The 13,687-nt window shown below is 71.3% G+C and carries 12 protein-coding genes; 9 read left to right on the top strand and 3 right to left on the bottom strand.

The window, feature by feature from the left end; genetic code table 11:
• The first annotated feature begins 1 nt into the window (after position 1).
• The 6 genes from ACWGUG_RS05275 to ACWGUG_RS05250 all read left to right on the top strand — a co-directional run bounded on the left by ACWGUG_RS05275 (position 2) and on the right by ACWGUG_RS05250 (position 6,791).
• Positions 2–931 (top strand): ABC transporter permease, encoded by a 930-nt coding sequence (locus ACWGUG_RS05275; RefSeq protein WP_336393585.1) that lies wholly within the window; start codon positions 2–4, stop codon positions 929–931.
• Complete coding sequence (locus ACWGUG_RS05270) at positions 928–1,719, top strand: ABC transporter ATP-binding protein (protein WP_336393586.1); 792 nt, start codon at positions 928–930, stop codon at positions 1,717–1,719. The genes ACWGUG_RS05275 and ACWGUG_RS05270 overlap by 4 nt, the downstream gene beginning before the upstream one ends.
• A complete protein-coding gene (locus ACWGUG_RS05265) occupies positions 1,716–2,549 on the top strand; it encodes an ABC transporter permease (RefSeq protein WP_452324040.1) in 834 nt (277 codons plus the stop codon). The genes ACWGUG_RS05270 and ACWGUG_RS05265 overlap by 4 nt, the downstream gene beginning before the upstream one ends.
• Positions 2,550–2,591: 42 nt before the next feature.
• Positions 2,592–3,770, top strand: coding sequence for an ABC transporter substrate-binding protein (locus ACWGUG_RS05260; protein ID WP_452324039.1), 1,179 nt, complete (start codon positions 2,592–2,594; stop codon positions 3,768–3,770).
• Positions 3,771–3,874: 104 nt separating this feature from the next.
• Complete coding sequence (locus ACWGUG_RS05255; protein ID WP_452324038.1) at positions 3,875–5,191, top strand: aminotransferase class III-fold pyridoxal phosphate-dependent enzyme; 1,317 nt, start codon at positions 3,875–3,877, stop codon at positions 5,189–5,191.
• A 67-nt stretch (positions 5,192–5,258) separates the two neighbouring features.
• On the top strand, positions 5,259–6,791 hold the full coding sequence (locus tag ACWGUG_RS05250; RefSeq protein ID WP_378880161.1) for a CoA-acylating methylmalonate-semialdehyde dehydrogenase: 1,533 nt from the start codon (positions 5,259–5,261) through the stop codon (positions 6,789–6,791).
• A 19-nt stretch (positions 6,792–6,810) separates the two neighbouring features.
• Here ACWGUG_RS05250 and ACWGUG_RS05245 read toward each other — a convergent pair whose 3' ends face one another.
• Positions 6,811–7,782 (bottom strand): diacylglycerol/lipid kinase family protein, encoded by a 972-nt coding sequence (locus ACWGUG_RS05245; RefSeq protein ID WP_336393591.1) that lies wholly within the window; start codon positions 7,780–7,782, stop codon positions 6,811–6,813.
• A 34-nt stretch (positions 7,783–7,816) separates the two neighbouring features.
• Complete coding sequence (locus tag ACWGUG_RS05240; protein ID WP_452324200.1) at positions 7,817–8,263, bottom strand: Lrp/AsnC family transcriptional regulator; 447 nt, start codon at positions 8,261–8,263, stop codon at positions 7,817–7,819.
• 114 nt (positions 8,264–8,377) lie between these two features.
• Here ACWGUG_RS05240 and ACWGUG_RS05235 point away from each other — a divergent pair, with 114 nt between their 5' ends.
• The 3 genes from ACWGUG_RS05235 to ACWGUG_RS05225 all read left to right on the top strand — a co-directional run bounded on the left by ACWGUG_RS05235 (position 8,378) and on the right by ACWGUG_RS05225 (position 11,811).
• Entirely contained in the window at positions 8,378–9,826 is a 1,449-nt protein-coding gene (locus ACWGUG_RS05235) for a DUF6421 family protein (protein ID WP_452324037.1), read from the top strand.
• Between the two features lie 160 nt (positions 9,827–9,986).
• Positions 9,987–10,700 (top strand): SDR family NAD(P)-dependent oxidoreductase, encoded by a 714-nt coding sequence (locus ACWGUG_RS05230; protein WP_452324036.1) that lies wholly within the window; start codon positions 9,987–9,989, stop codon positions 10,698–10,700.
• A 40-nt stretch (positions 10,701–10,740) separates the two neighbouring features.
• Positions 10,741–11,811 carry a threonine aldolase family protein gene (locus tag ACWGUG_RS05225; protein ID WP_378880153.1) on the top strand — a complete coding sequence of 357 codons (1,071 nt, stop codon included), beginning with the start codon at positions 10,741–10,743 and terminating at the stop codon, positions 11,809–11,811.
• Between the two features lie 54 nt (positions 11,812–11,865).
• On the opposite strand, the gene ACWGUG_RS05220 is transcribed toward ACWGUG_RS05225, so the two are convergent.
• Positions 11,866–13,536: a hypothetical protein gene (locus tag ACWGUG_RS05220; protein ID WP_452324035.1), complete on the bottom strand. Its 1,671-nt coding sequence runs from the start codon at positions 13,534–13,536 to the stop codon at positions 11,866–11,868.
• Positions 13,537–13,687: the final 151 nt, after the last annotated feature.

The following is a 13,687-nucleotide window of genomic DNA, read 5'->3' as shown; positions in this document are numbered from 1 at the left end:
CATGAGGCCCATCGGCTGGTCGGCGCGCCGTCAGGGCGAGCTCCGCGGCTGGATCGCCGCGGGCTGGGGCGCGGTGGGGGTGGTGGCGGTCATCGTGCTGTGGGAGCTGTACAAGTTCCTCGGACCCGCCGACGGCGTGGTCGTGGGCGCCGTCCCCGGCGAGTCCGGGTCGGGGCTCATGATCCTCCCGCGCACCCATGACCGGGCGATGCCGCACGTGTGGGACATGGTCGCGCGCCTGTTCGCCCCCACGAGCGGCGGCGACACCCCCGCGCTCTGGGTCTCGGTCGCCGGCGCCGCCCTCATCACCCTGGGGATCGCCGCCGTCGGATGGCTGATCGGCGTGGTCGTGGGCGCACTCCTGGGCCTGGTGATGCAGCGGTGGCGCCTGCTGGAGTGGGGCCTGCTCCCCTGGATCGTGGTGAGCCAGATCGTGCCGCTCATCGCGTTCGCCCCCGTCGTCAATGCGATCGGCAACCAGATCGACCGCGGCGGCGGCACGTGGCCGCAGTGGCTGTCGGTGGCGGTGATCGCGTCGTATCTGGCGTTCTTCCCGGTGGCCGTCGGGGTGCTCCGTGGCTTGGCGTCGCCGGACCGCATCCACCTCGACCTCATGAGCAGCTACGCCGCGGGGTACTGGCCGACGCTGTTCCGGCTGCGCCTGCCCGCGGCCGTCCCGCACCTGCTTCCGGCGCTGCGGCTCGCCGCCGCGAACGCGGTGCTCGGCGCGGTCGTGGCGGAGGTCTCCATCGGCATGCGCGGCGGCATCGGCCGCATGCTCATCCAGCTGGCGGGTCAGGCCTCGAGCGACCCCGCCGCTCCATGGGGGCCGACGTTCGGCTCGATCGCCCTCGGCCTGATCGCCGCCGGCTCGGTGGCCCTCATCGGCCTCGGACTTGCCAACTACCGCAGAGGAGAGGCCGCCGCATGACCGACCTTGCCGTTCACGCATCCGGCGTCGGGAAGGTGTTCCCGACGAAGACCGGGGAGGTCGTCGCGCTGACCGACGTCGATCTCGAGGTCGCCGGCGGTGAGTTCGTGTCGCTCATCGGCCCGTCGGGCTGCGGCAAGTCGACGCTGCTGCGCCTGATCGCGGACCTCGACCAGGCGACGTCCGGCACCCTCCAGATCTTCGGAAAGCCCGCCAAGCGCGCCCGCATCGATCAGGACTACGGCATCGCGTTCCAGCAGGCCGGCCTCCTGCCGTGGCGCTCGGTCGCCGCCAACATCGGGCTGCCGCTCGAACTGCACGGCACGGGCAAGGCTGCTCGCGCGAGCCGCGTGGCCGAGCTGGCGGAGCTGGTCGGTCTCTCGGACTTCGTCGATCGCTACCCCGACCAGCTCTCCGGCGGTATGCAGCAGCGCGTCGCGATCGCCCGCGCGCTGGCCGCCCGCCCGAAGCTGCTCCTCATGGACGAGCCGTTCGGCGCGCTCGACGAGATGACGCGCGAGCGCCTGCAATCCGAGCTGACGCGCATCGCCGCCGAGACCTCGGCGGCCGTCGTGTTCGTGACCCACTCGATCCCGGAGGCGGTCTTCCTCTCGGACCGCGTGGTGGTGATGAGCCCGCGTCCCGGGCGCATCACCGACGTGGTCCAGACCTCTCTCGGCGAGGTGCGCGACGAGGCGCTGCGCGAATCGCCGCAGTTCTTCGACCGCGTGACGGCCGTCCGCGAGGCCTTGCACGGCTCGCCCGTCACGAGGGCGAGTGAATCATGACGGATGCCGCGACCACGATGCTGCCCGCCCCGCCGGGTCCGGCGGGCGCGGGGGCGGGGCCCGGCGAGCGCGAGCTTCCGGGGTGGCTGAAGTGGGTGGCGCCCGTCGTCGTCGGCGTCCTGATCCTCGCGATCTGGATCTTCTGGGTCGATGTGCTCGGCACCGCGCCGCGGATGCTGCCGAGCCCGATCGCGATCGCCGAGGAGTTCGTCCGCCGGTTCCCGATCATCCTCGACGACATGATGATCACGGCCACGAACGCTCTGATCGGCCTCGTGGTCGGCTCCCTCCTCGCGCTGCTGTTCGCCGGGCTGGCGGCCGCGGCCAAGCCCGTCGACGGCATGCTCGCGCCGCTGGTGTCCGCCCTCGCCGTCATCCCGATCGTCGCGATCACGCCGATCCTCAACACGATGTTCGGCGCCTCGAGCCAGTTCGGACGTCAGGCGGTCGCGACGATCGCGGCCTTCATCCCGGTGTTCGTCAACGTGCTGCGGGGCCTCCGCCAGACCCGGCCCGTTCACCGCGACCTGCTGCGCTCGTCCGCGGCATCCGGCTGGCAGACGTTCCGCGTCCTGACGCTCCCGACCGCCCTCCCGTACCTCATGACGGGCCTGCGCATCGCCAGCTCGCTGGCGGTGATCGCCGCCCTCGTCGCCGAGTACTTCGGCGGGCCCGCCGACGGCATCGGCACGGCCATCGCCACCTACGCCAAGTCCGGCCGGGCCGCGCTGGCGTGGGCCTACGTGCTCGGCGGCATCATCATCGGGCTCGTGTTCTTCCTCGTGACCTCGCTCCTGGAGCGCCTGGCGACGAGGCGGTCGCCGGCCTGACCGGCGTTTGCAGTACCCGACGCACCACACGAAAGGAACGCCATGAGACACAGCATCAGACGCGGCCTGACCGCGGCCTCCGTCGCCACCGTCGCGGCACTCGCGCTTGCAGCCTGTTCCGGGTCGGGCGGCACCGACGACGGCGGAGGAGGCGGAGACGAGGACTTCGAGCCGCTCACCTCGATCAAGCTGCAGCTGCAGTGGCTGCCGCAGGCCCAGTTCGCCGGCTACTACGTGGCCCAGGAGCAGGGCTACTTCGAGGAGGAGGGCTTCGACGAGGTCGAGATCGTGCCGTCCGGCGGCGACATCGTGCCGCAGGACGCGCTCGTGGCCGGCGACGTCGACTTCGCCATCGCATGGGTGCCCAAGGTGCTCGGCACGCTCGAGTCGACGGGCGTCGAGCTCACCGACATCGCGCAGGTCTTCCAGAAGTCCGGGACGCTGCAGGTGTCGTGGAAGGGCGACGGGATCGAGTCCGTCGCCGACTTCGAGGGCAAGCGCATCGGCTCGTGGGGCTTCGGCAACGAGTGGGAGATCTTCGCCGCGATGGCCGCCGAGGACCTCGACTCCACCTCCGTGTCGATCACGACCCAGGACTTCTCGATGAACGCCTTGCTCGACCGTGACGTCGACGCCGCCCAGGCGATGACGTACAACGAGTGGGCGCAGATCCTCGAGGTCGTGAACCCGGAGACCGGCGAGCTCTACCAGCCCGACGACTTCGACGTCATCTCGTACGAGGACACCGAGGGCGCCATGCTGCAGGACGCCATCTGGGCCGACACGCAGCGGCTCGAGGACGACCCGGCCTACGCCGATGCGGCGGTGCGGTTCCTCAAGGCCGTGACGAAGGGCTGGATCTTCGCCCGCGACGACCCCGAGGAGGCGGCCGAGATCGTCTACGACATCGCGTCGAACGCCGAGGCCGCGTTCCCCGTCGGGCCGGTGCACCAGCTGTGGCAGATGAACGAGGTCAACAAGCTCATCTGGACGGGCGCCGACTTCGGGCTCGTGGACGAGGCGGCCTGGGACAAGACGGTGGCCGGTGCGCTGTCGGCCAAGAACCAGGACGACCTCGAGCTCATCACGACCGAGCCCGCCGACTCGGCGTACTCGAACGAGTACATCGAGCAGGCGCTCGCCGAGCTCGAGGAGGAAGGCGTCGAGGTCGGGGGCGAGTACACGCCGATCGAGGTGACGCTCACCGAGGGCGGCCAGTAGCGGATGCCGCACCCGCGCGGCGACCGGACACTCCGGTCGCCGCGCGGGGCAAGGCAAGACGAAACGCCGTTGACCCGCCTTCCGCGAACAGGGAACGTGGACACATGACCGAAGACCTCGACGCCCTCGCGAAGGAGCTCGACCGCGAGCACGTGTTCCACTCCTGGTCCGCGCAGGCGGGCCTGGACCTGCCCGTCATCGCGGGCGGCAGGGGCACGGTGGTGTGGGACCACGCCGGCAATCGCATGCTGGACTTCTCGAGCCAGCTGGTCAACGTCAACATCGGGCATCAGCATCCCGCCGTCGTCGCGGCGATCCGCGAGCAGGCCGAGCGCCTGGCGACCATCGGGCCCGCCACGGCCAACCTCCACCGCGGTCAGGCCGCGCAGCGCATCCTCGACAAGGCCCCCGCCGGCTTCGCGAAGGTCTTCTTCACCAACGGCGGTGCGGACGCGATCGAGAACGCGATCCGCATGGCACGCCTGCACACCGGTCGCGACACCGTGCTCTCGACCTACCGCTCGTACCACGGCAACACCGGTGCGGCCATCGTCGCGACGGGCGACTGGCGACGGATGCCGAACCAGTACGCCCGCGGACACGTGCACTTCTTCGGCCCGTTCCTGTACCGCACCGAGTTCTGGGCGACCACGCCGGAGGAGGAGTGCGAGCGAGCCCTGCACCACCTCGAACGCGTGATCCAGTCGGAGGGGCCTTCCACGATCGCCGCCCTGCTGCTGGAGTCGGTGCCTGGCACCGCCGGCATCATGGTGCCGCCGCCCGGCTATCTGGCGGGGGTCCGCGCGCTGGCCGACGCCTACGGCATCGTGCTCATCCTCGACGAGGTGATGGCGGGGTTCGGGCGCACCGGCCGCTGGTTCGCCTTCGAGGGGCACGACGTCGTGCCCGATCTGATCACCTTCGCCAAGGGCGTGAACTCGGGCTACGTGCCGGTGGGCGGCGTGATCATCTCGCCCGAGATCGCGGCCACGTTCGACGACCGCGTCTTCCCCGGCGGCCTCACCTACTCGGGGCACCCTCTGGCCGCGGCCTCGATCGTCGCAGCGATCGACGCGATGGAGTCGGAGCGGATCGTCGAGAACGCCCGGCGCGTCGGCGAGGAGGCGATCGGCCCCGGTCTGCGCGACCTGGCGTCGCGGCATCCGCTCATCGGCGAAGTGCGCGGCGAGGGCGTGTTCTGGGCGCTCGACCTCGTGACCGACCGCGACACCCGTGAGCCGGTCGGCGCCGAGGTCGTGGGGAAGCTCAAGAAGGAGCTGACGTCGCGAGGGCTGCTGCCCTTCGCGGCGGAGAACCGCATCCACGTCGTGCCGCCCTGCGTGGTCACCGACGAGGAGGTGCAGAAGGCGATGTCGATCTACGATGAAGCCCTGACGAGCGTCGAAGGCGACCTCTTCTGACGCGTGCATCGCGTCGCGGCCGACCGACCGGGTCGGCCTGCGGCGCTTCCGAAGGAGGAACACGACAATGACGGACATGATGGAGCGCACCGACCCGGTGGGCGCCGACACGGCGGTCCTCGAGCACTGGGTGAACGGCGGGCCGTGGGCGGGGGCATCCGACCGCACCGGCTCGGTGTACAACCCCGCGCTCGGCACGGTCCAGAAGCGGGTGCGGTTCGCCACCCGCGACGACGTCGGATCAGCGGTGGATGCCGCGTCCGCGGCGTGGGCGCAGTGGCGCGACGCCTCGATCGCCAAGCGCCAGGCGGTGATGTTCGCGTTCCGCGAGCTGCTGAACGCGCGCAAGGAGGAGCTCGCCGAGATCCTCACCTCCGAGCACGGCAAGGTGCTCGCCGACGCGCGCGGCGAGATCGCCCGCGGCATGGAGGTGGTCGAGTTCGCGTGCGGCGTGGGGCACCTCACCAAGGGCGCGTACTCCGAGAACGTCTCGACCGGCATCGACGTCTACACGCTGCGTCAGCCGCTGGGCGTCGTCGGCATCATCAGCCCCTTCAACTTCCCGGCGATGGTGCCGCTGTGGTTCTTCTCGATCGCCCTCGCGGCCGGCAACGCCGTCGTGCTGAAGCCGTCCGAGAAAGACCCGAGCGCCGCGAACTGGCTCGCGGGCCTGCTGACGGAGGCGGGGCTCCCCGACGGCGTCTTCAACGTCGTCCACGGCGACAAGGAGGCGGTGGACGCGCTGCTGGAGCACCCGGACGTGCGGGCGATCTCGTTCGTCGGCTCGACGCCGATCGCGAAGTACGTCTACGAGACGGCGACCTCGCACGGCAAGCGCGTGCAGGCCCTCGGCGGCGCGAAGAACCACATGCTGGTGCTGCCCGACGCCGATCTCGACCTGGCCGCGGACGCCGCCGTGAACGCCGGCTTCGGCTCGGCGGGTGAGCGGTGCATGGCGATCTCGGTGGTGCTCGCCGTCGACACGGTCGCCGACGAGTTCGTCGCCAAGGTCGCCGAGCGCATGTCCTCCCTGCGCACCGGAGACGGCACCCGCGGCTGCGACATGGGACCGCTCATCACCGGACAGCACCGCGACAAGGTGACGTCGTACATCGATGTCGCCGGCGCCGACGGCGCCTCGGTCGTGGTCGACGGTCGCGGCGTGGAGGTCGACGGAGACGCGAACGGCTTCTGGCTCGGCCCGACGCTGATCGACAACGTGCCGACGTCGTCGACGGTGTACACCGACGAGATCTTCGGCCCGGTGCTGTCGGTGGTGCGCGTCGAGGGCTACGAAGAGGGCCTCGACATCATCAACGCGAGCCGGTACGGCAACGGCACCGCCATCTTCACCAACGACGGCGGCGCCGCACGACGCTTCCAGCGCGAGGCGACGGTCGGCATGATCGGCATCAACGTGCCGATCCCGGTGCCGGTGGCGTATCACTCCTTCGGAGGCTGGAAGGCGTCGCTCTTCGGCGACGCGAAGGCGTACGGCCCGCACGGCTTCGAGTTCTTTACGGCCGAGAAGGCGATCACGTCACGCTGGCTCGACCCGTCGCACGGAGGGATCAACCTGGGCTTCCCGCAGCACGACTGACCCGCCTCGCCTCGCTCGCTCAGGGGCCCGGAGGAGCCGGTGCGAACACGGTCACCGCGCGAGGCACCGCGACGCACCGCAGGGTGAAGCCGCCCGCCTCCCGCTCCTCGAGTTCGCCGTCGTGCACGAAGACGGACGGATGCCCCGCCTCGGGGCGGACGCGGACGTCGAGCTCGCGCACGACGAGGCGCTCGACGTCCTCGTCGCGGGGGAACAGGCGCACGGCGCGCAGCACGGCCGCCGTGCGCTTGCCGAAGGCGAGCGAGGCGAGCGCGCGCACCTTCGACCCGCGCGCGTGGTGGATGCGGACATCGAGCACGCCGGCTTCGGTCTCCTGCCGCTGCATCGTGGCGACGCGATCGGGGTCGTTCCGCCCGACGCTGACGAACACCGACCACACGCGCGCGCGGCGTCCGCCCCGCACGATGGTGAGCGGCTCGGCTCGGCGCAGCGCGACCGCGGTCGCGACGACGCCGCCGATCCACTTGCCGAGGCTCGTTCGCCGCTCGCGCTCCCCGATGAGCTCCGGGTAGGCCCCGACCGAGACGACGTTGAGCACGGTGAGCGGCTCGTCGTCATCCGCCGTCGCATCCGCGACGCCGACCTCGGCCGTCGAGCCCGCCTCGTACGCGTCGATCGCGGCGTCGACGCTGTCGAGGCCCAGCGCGCGCACGAAGTGGTTGAACGTGCCGCCCGGCATGGCGAGGAGGGGCCGGTCGTACCGGCGGGCGAGGTGCGCCATGCGCGAGACCGACCCGTCGCCGCCGTAGACGCCGAGCACCGCGGGGGCGGGGTCGGCGGCCATCGCCTTCGCGACGACGTCTTCGAGGTCCTCGTCGTCGCCGAGCTCTCGGATCTGCGCCCCGGGCAGGCGCGCGGCGAAGATCGAGGCGGGGTCGGACCGGATGACCGCCGAGCCGGAGGCCGCGTTCCGCACGATCAGCACTCCCCGGCCGCGATCGTCGGCGGGGGGCGGCAGAGCGGGGTCCATGCGCCGAGACTACCCACCGCTCGCCGGGAAAGGGTCAGGCGGGGAGGATCGGGCGGTTCTCGTAGAACGTCTGCAGCACGACGGTCGTGCGCGTGTTCACCGACGCGGCCGCGCGGATGTCGCGGATCAGCGATTCGAGGTGACGCGGGGTGGCCACGCGCACGAGGAGGATGTAGCTCGCGTCGCCGGCGATCGAGTGGCACGCCTCGATCTCGGTGAGGTGCTCGAGCAGCTCGGGCGCGTTGTCGGGCTGGCCGGGATCGAGCGGCGTGATCTCGACGAAGGCGGCGAGGGGCTTGCCGACCGCTTCGGCGTCGACGAGGGCCCGGTAGCCGGTGATGACGCCGCGGCTCTCGAGCCGCCGCAGTCGCGCCTGGACGGCCGACACCGACAGCCCGACCGAGGCGGACAGATCGGCGAGCGTCGCGCGCGCGTCGCGGGAGACCTCCCGCACGATGGCGGCGTCGGTCGCGTCATCCAGGCTCGGCATGCCTCGACTCTATCCCAGACAGGAAATTTTCCTGCGGAATCATGTCGCTGGGGGAAGTTCTCTAGACTCGAGAGAGAAACCGCGCTCGAAGATCGGAGGTTCACCATGCCCGCTCCCACCCGCACCACGCAGGTCATCGTCGGCGAACCCGAGGTCGTCGAGGATGCGACCCGGTCATCGGCCGCCGAGCCCGTGGAGGCGTCGCCCGCCTGGTTGCGCCTGAAGGCGGCGGCGACCGCGATCCAGGACCTGCAGATCAAGGACGGCTCGATTCCGGATGCCGCGGCCCACGACCGGGCGCGCGCTCTGGTCGCCGAGATCATCGCCGGCATCCAGGCGCTCGCCCCGGCGTTCCCGCACGACGGGGAGTACCTCGCGGCCTCGGTGCGCGACTTCCAGCGGTGGGCCGACGAGGGCTTCGGCATCCCGGACTTCCTCGACTCGCTCATGGCGTTCCAGCCGCAGCGGCACCGGGTCGACGGCATCCGTCACCTGGTCGTCTTCCCCATGTACACGCAGAACGGATCGTCCGATCGTCACGTCGAGGCCGTGCTCGTCGAGGTGATCTGGCCCGAGTTCATCGCCCAGCTGGAGGCCGGCGACTACGGCAACAAGCTCTTCGTGTCGCTGCGGTTCCTGGACTTCACCCCGGGCTACGACACGAACAGCGCCGTGCTCTTCCCCGAGACCGTCGCGATGCGCGAGATCCCGGCGTTCACGTGGGGCGCGATCTTCCAGGACCGCGAGGCCGCCCGCTACCGCCGGGTGGTGCGCGCGGCCGCCGAGATCACGAAGCTGCACCTGCCCGCCGACGCCGCCCGCATGCTCGACGACCAGGCGCTCACCGAGAAGACGTTCGTGATGTGGGACATCATCCACGACCGCACCCACATGCGCGGCGACCTCCCGTTCGATCCGTTCATGATCAAGCAGCGGATGCCGTACTTCCTGTACTCGCTGGAGGAGCTGCGGTGCGACCTCACCGCGTTCCGCGAGTGCGTCGCGATCCAGCGGCGGCTGGCCGATCGACAGGCTCAGGGGGCGGAGCTCAGCGAGGCCGAGGCCGAGTTGCTCGAGCACGCCAAGCTGGTGCAGTACGCGGTGATCTTCGACCGGATCTTCCGGTTCTCCATCACCGGCACGCGGGTGCGCAACTACGACGGGCTCGGCGGCCAGCTGCTGTTCGCGTGGCTGCACCAGCGCGACGTACTGCACTGGACCGACACGGCCCTCGCCTTCGACTGGGAGGACGTGCCCGCCGCGGTCGTCGCGCTCGGCGACGCGATCGACGAGCTCTACTGGCGCTCGATCGACCGCCCGAAGGCCGCGCACTGGCTCGCCGCCTACGACCTCGTCCGCGGCACCCTGACGCCGAACCCGGCGTCGCAGTGGGCACGCGGACTGCCCGACGAGATCCTCGCCGGCCCGCCGAAGGGCTACACCGACGCGGTCATGGACGACGAGTTCCCGCTGTCGATGTTCTTCGAGGCGCTCGAGCGGAAGATGAAGCCCGTCATCGAGTCCACCGCCGGCATCACCGGCCGCGACTCCTGAAGCGTCGTTCGGTCCACCGTTCTCGCCGAGATCGCACGTTCTCGCCGAGAACGCACGTCGTGGGCGCCGACGACGTGGTCATTCGACGAGATCGCACGATCTCGGCGATGGACGGCGGAGCGCAGAGCGGGGTGGAGAGCGGGCGTGGAAGGGTAGGGGTATGAGCGTCTCAGGCAGACTCGTGGTCGTCTCGGGGGCCACCAGCGCGTCCGGTCTCGCCGCCACCCGCGAACTCGTCGCGGCGGGCGCGCGCGTCATCGCGGTGGGGCGGAGCTCCGAGAAGCTGGAGGAGCTCACCTCCTCCCTCGGCGCCGGGCCGGGCGTCGCCGACGTCGACCCGGCCGGCAGCGTCCGCACCGAGGTGTGCGACCTGACCGATGAGGCCGACGTCGCCGCACTCGCCGAGCGGATCCACGCGGCCGACGGAGCCGTGGACGGGGTGCTGCACCTCGTGGGTGGCTGGCGCGGCGGCGGCGGTCTGGCGGGGCAGACGGAGGACGACTACCGCTTCCTCGAGCGCTCGCTGACCGCGCTGCGCCACGTCAGCCGGGCATTCGACGCCGACCTGCGGAGGTCGTCGTCTGCGCGCACCGCGATCGTCTCCTCCACCGCCGTGGAGCGCCCGCTCGCCGGCGGCGCCAACTACGCCGCGGTCAAGGCGGCGAGCGAGGCGTGGGCGCGCGCCGTCGCGCAGGGCTTCGCGAAGGCCGCGAAGGACTCCGGGCGGCCGCTGGCCGCGGCATCCGTCATCTTCCGCACCAAGAGCCTCTCGGGACTCGAGGATGCCCTGGCGCAGCGCTTCGCCGACCTGTGGATGACCGACGCCTCCGAGACCAACGACACGATCGTCGACCTCACCGACCCCTCGCTGTGACACCGCCGCGCCCGCCGTCGCCGCGGGAGAATGGATACCCGTGACCACCATCCACGACCCCAACCTGCGCGGATTCGCGTCCGACAACTACTCCGGCATCCACCCGGAGGTGCTCGCGGCCATCGCCGCCGCCAACGACGGACACCAGGTCTCGTACGGCGAGGACGTCTACACCGAGCGTCTGCAGGAGGTCATGGCCCGGCACTTCGGCGACGGCGTCGAGGCGTACCCGGTCTTCAACGGGACCGGCGCCAACGTCGTCGGGCTGCAGTCGATGCTGCCCCGCTGGGGCGCCGTGATCACGGCCGGGACCGCGCACATCAACGTGGACGAGGGAGGTGCGCCCGAGCGCGTGGCCGGCATCAAGCTGCTCACCGTCCCGACCGACGACGGCAAGCTCACGCCCGAGCTCATCGACCGCGAGGCGTGGGGCTGGGGCGACGAGCACCGCGCGCAGCCACTCGTCGTCTCGATCACGCAGTCGACCGAGCTCGGCACCCTCTACTCCGTCGACGAGATCGCCACGATCGCCGCGCACGCGCACGGCCTCGGGATGCACGTGCACATGGACGGCTCGCGGATCTCGAACGCCGCCGCGTCGCTCGGCGTGCCGTTCCGGGAGTTCACGCGCGACGCGGGCGTCGACGTGCTGAGCTTCGGCGGCACCAAGAACGGCGCCATGCTCGGGGAGGCCGTCGTCGTGCTCAACCCCGAGGCCTCGCAGGGCCTGAAGTTCCTCCGCAAGCTCGACATGCAGCTCGCCTCGAAGATGCGGTTCGTCTCGGCGCAGCTGCTCGCCCTGCTCGAGGGGGACCTGTGGCTGCGCAACGCCTCCCACTCGAACGCGATGGCGCAGCGCCTGCGCGCCGGCATCGAGCGCGGCCTCGCCGACGGGTCGATCCGCGGGGTCGCGTTCACCCAGCCGACGCAGGCCAACGGCGTCTTCGCGACCCTGCCGGCCGGCGTCGCCGACCGTCTGCGCGCGTCGTTCCGGTTCTACGACTGGGATGCCGCGAAGAACGAGGTGCGCTGGATGTGCAGCTTCGACACGTCCGAGAACGACATCGACGCGTTCCTCGCCGCGATCGCGCGGGAGACTTCGGCCTCGTAGCCGGACCGCGCGGCTCCCGGACCGCGGGGCGCGCGGTCCGGGGCCCGGGGGGGCTCAGCCCTCGTGCTGCTCGGCCTCGGCCTCGTGCGCCTCGCCGCCGGCCTCGTGCGACTCTGCTTCGGCTTCGTGCGCCTCGCCGCCCTCAGCCGTGTCCTCCTGCGACTCACCGTCCACGGCCGCGTCCTCGCCCGGCTCCGGCACGACCGCCGCGTCCTCGCTCGGCTCCGGCACGACCGCCTCGTTCTCGGCGGAGTGGCCGGGGGCGGCATCCGTCGTCTCCTCGTCCGGCTGATCTGCAGAGGTGACGGATGCCGGCGCGAGGGCGGTCTCGGGCCGGATGAGCTCCTTCACCTCGGCCATGAAGCTCATGAGCTGGTGCTGCTGCCAGCGCAGGGTGCGCGTGCGGTCCTCGGCGTCGCGGAGCACGGACTGGGAGTGCGACGTGACCAGAGCGATGATGCGCTCGGCCTTCACGTGCGCCTGCTCGAGGTGCTCCCGGGCGCGCAGCTGCGCGTCGGCCTCGATCTGCTGCGACTGCGCGCGCATCAGACGCTCGAAGTCCTCCGCCTTCGCCGAGACCCGCTGCGCGTGCTCCAGCGACGCCGTGACCTGCTCGTTGGCATCCTGCGTGATGCGCTCGGCATGGGCGACCGCCTGGTTGTGGAGCACGAGGAACTCCTGGTGCGCATCGTCCTGGCGACGGGTGAGGGATGCCTCGAACTCCAGCGCCCGCAGGCGCAGCTCGCGCACCGCCTCCTCGGCCTCGGACCGGTCGCGCGCAGTCTCGCGGGCGACCGTGGAGCGCAGCACGGCCGCGCCCTTCTCGGCCTCCGAGCGGATGGCGGCGGCCTCGCGCTCGGCCTGCGAGATCTTCTCGGCGGCGTGCGCGGACTCGCGCTCGATGCGGGCCTCGTGCGCGGTCAGCTCGGTGTCGATCTTCAGCCGGATCTGCTGCGCCTCGTGCTGGGCCTGCGACATGATGCCGTCGGCCTCGGCCTGCGCGGCCGCGCGCCGGTTGGCGATCTCTTCGCGCGCCGCCTCGAGCAGGCGGTCGCCCTGGATGGAGGCGTTGCGGATGAGGAGACTCGCCTGGTCCTCCGCGACGCGCAGCACCTCCTCGAATTGCTGGCGGTTGGGCGACTCGCCCGTGGCGCCGACCAGCTCGTCGCTGAGCGCCTGGACCCGCTGTTCGGCGTCGGCCAGCCGGGCATTGGCGAGTTCGAGCTCGGCCTGCAGGCGCTGCAGGGCGTCGCCCTCCTCCTCCCGGGCGGCGGATGCCTCGGCCTCGGCGCGCTCGCGCTCGGTGCGGCGGTTCTCGTCCGCTGCGGCGAGCTCGGCCTGCAGCCGGTCGATCTGCTCCTGTCGCGCGGCGAGCTCGGTGTCGACCTCGGCACGGTGGGCGGCGATGGCGGCGTCGATGTCGGCCTGACGCCGCTCGTTCGCGACCTGCAGCTCCGCCTCGAGACGCTCGGCCTTCGCCCGGCTCTGCGCGACGGCGGCGCCGGCCCGCCGCTGGTGCTGCTTCAGCTGCGCGACTTCGTCGGCCGCGGCGCGCACGCGCGCGTCGAGGCCGGCGATCGCGGCATCCACCTCTTCCTTGTCGTAGCCGCGGAAGGTCGTGGTGAAGCCCGATCCGAACGTCGTCGACGTCTCGCCGATGATCGTGTCGAAGGGGCTGGGGTCTTCCGGACCAGTGGTGCCGGGGTTGACGGCGTGCTCGGACATCGAGTGACTCTGCTTTCTAGGGGCGAGGGGAATCACTGTGTCGGCGACCGCATACAGCGGCGGCGGTGCGTTCCGCCGGTCGCACGGCGAACGGGTCGCCGGGCGCGGCCGACGGAGGCCGCATCGCCCTCGACGACACCGGGGGGTGAGT

It is taken from the genome of Microbacterium sp. NPDC055455 (genome assembly GCF_053619935.1).
The sequence above is the reverse complement of the archived record's forward strand: the minus strand, read 5'-3'. Positions and strand labels throughout refer to the sequence as shown.

Bases quoted from the DNA above. Each gene is read 5' to 3' on its own strand.
- ACWGUG_RS05235 (WP_452324037.1), top strand. From the start codon at position 8,378: ATGCCCGCTCCCACCCGCACCACGCAGGTCATCGTCGGCGAACCCGAG.
- ACWGUG_RS05220 (WP_452324035.1), bottom strand. From the start codon at position 13,536: ATGTCCGAGCACGCCGTCAACCCCGGCACCACTGGTCCGGAAGACCCC.
- ACWGUG_RS05245 (WP_336393591.1), bottom strand. From the start codon at position 7,782: ATGGACCCCGCTCTGCCGCCCCCCGCCGACGATCGCGGCCGGGGAGTG.
- ACWGUG_RS05270 (WP_336393586.1), top strand. From the start codon at position 928: ATGACCGACCTTGCCGTTCACGCATCCGGCGTCGGGAAGGTGTTCCCG.
- ACWGUG_RS05230 (WP_452324036.1), top strand. From the start codon at position 9,987: ATGAGCGTCTCAGGCAGACTCGTGGTCGTCTCGGGGGCCACCAGCGCG.
- ACWGUG_RS05265 (WP_452324040.1), top strand. From the start codon at position 1,716: ATGACGGATGCCGCGACCACGATGCTGCCCGCCCCGCCGGGTCCGGCG.
- ACWGUG_RS05250 (WP_378880161.1), top strand. From the start codon at position 5,259: ATGACGGACATGATGGAGCGCACCGACCCGGTGGGCGCCGACACGGCG.
- ACWGUG_RS05255 (WP_452324038.1), top strand. From the start codon at position 3,875: ATGACCGAAGACCTCGACGCCCTCGCGAAGGAGCTCGACCGCGAGCAC.
- ACWGUG_RS05275 (WP_336393585.1), top strand. From the start codon at position 2: ATGAGGCCCATCGGCTGGTCGGCGCGCCGTCAGGGCGAGCTCCGCGGC.
- ACWGUG_RS05260 (WP_452324039.1), top strand. From the start codon at position 2,592: ATGAGACACAGCATCAGACGCGGCCTGACCGCGGCCTCCGTCGCCACC.